This window comes from Pseudomonas sp. P5_A2_2 (assembly GCF_054177685.1).
On the sequence record NZ_JBGCUL010001107.1, the window covers coordinates 1 to 1,390 of the forward strand.

General features: G+C 59.7%; 3 protein-coding genes. All 3 read left to right on the top strand.

The features are described 5' to 3' along the window. The first annotated feature begins 56 nt into the window (after positions 1-56). The gene (locus tag ACXRVY_RS29215; RefSeq protein WP_223462147.1) at positions 57-287 is read left to right on the top strand and encodes a DUF4160 domain-containing protein; all 231 of its coding nucleotides are present in this window, start codon (positions 57-59) and stop codon (positions 285-287) included. Continuing rightward, on the top strand, positions 275-775 hold the full coding sequence (locus ACXRVY_RS29220) for a DUF2442 domain-containing protein (RefSeq protein WP_223462032.1): 501 nt from the start codon (positions 275-277) through the stop codon (positions 773-775). Before ACXRVY_RS29215 ends, ACXRVY_RS29220 begins: the two co-directional genes overlap by 13 nt. Positions 776-1,048: 273 nt before the next feature. Beyond that, positions 1,049-1,390: pyridoxal-phosphate dependent enzyme (locus tag ACXRVY_RS29225; protein WP_458238985.1), on the top strand; the 342-nt coding region annotated here is incomplete at its 3' end.

Genomic DNA, 1,390 nt, shown 5'->3' on the forward strand with positions numbered 1-1,390 from the left:
GTCTCGGCGCGTGGCCAGTATTGAGCTATCGCCATTTTGGCGATAGCTTGCCGGGCATGTCTACTAAATACCGATTTCGCGACACATACCGCATTCAATTGCGCGAGAAGGATCATCCGCCGCCTCATGTCCACCTGACCGGTGGCGGCCTGGACGTCATGCTCAGCTTGGAAACCGTCGAGGTGATGGCAGGCAGGGCTCCGCCCCTGATCATCAGGGAAGCACTGGATTGGGTCAGGGCCCATCAGGCGCAACTGCTCGAGGACTGGAAACGATGTTACCCATGAAACGACCACGACTGCTGGCCGTACAGGCACTACCGGAGTACTGCCTGGCGTTGACCTTTATTGACGGCCAGCAACTGACTGTCGACCTGAGCCGGGATTTGCTGGCCTTTCCAGGCTTGCAACCATTGCAGGGACGCGCTTTCGATGGTGCGGCTCTGAGTGATGATGGCTGGTGCGTCGAATGGTCTGAGCAAGACATCCAGATTGGTGCAGACACGTTGTACCTGGATGCGATCGCACAAAATGCCTCCGACGAAAATACCCGGATCTTCATCGATTGGCGTGCTCGCACCGGGCTGTCACTCACACAGGCCGCCGAGGCGTTGGGGGTCAGCACCCGCAGCATCAGTCGTTACAGCCGTGGCCGGGAAACGGTGCCCCGGTCTTTGGCATTGGCCTGCCTGGGCTGGGACTACTTGCAGTTGCAAGCGAACGCTCCACGGGCGGCCGAAGAAACAGGCCGCTACACCGTCACTCGTAAAACTTGACCGGCTTGCGGCTTGGGGGGGCTCGTAGCGGGCATTGAATGCCTGGTAGTTGCGCACCAGACAGGGCAAGGCGATGTGTAGTGTTATCAGCAGCACAATCAGGCCGATGAGGGGCCGCTGGGGCCAACTGTATCGACGTATCATGGTGGCAAATCTCTGACGATCCAAAGCCATTGACTGCAGTAATACGTGGACGTACGCCCCGACTGGACGCCTGCGGGCAAGAGGCTTACCTTGATGCCCTATTTCAATGCTGTCGTTAAGGACCCAGCCATGAGCCGCATTTTCGTTGACAACGCCCACTCCATCGGCAACACGCCGCTGGTGCAGATCAATCGCATTGCGCCGCGTGGTGTGACCATCCTGGCCAAGATCGAAGGGCGCAACCCCGGCTACTCGGTCAAGTGCCGGATCGGCGCGAACATGATCTGGGATGCCGAGGGCAGCGGCAAACTCAAGCCGGGCATGACCATCGTCGAACCCACCTCCGGCAATACCGGCATCGGCCTGGCCTTCGTGGCCGCCGCCCGTGGCTACAAGCTGATGTTGACCATGCCGTCGTCCATGAGCATCGAACGCCGCAAGGTGCTCAAGGCACTGGGTGCCGAACTGGTG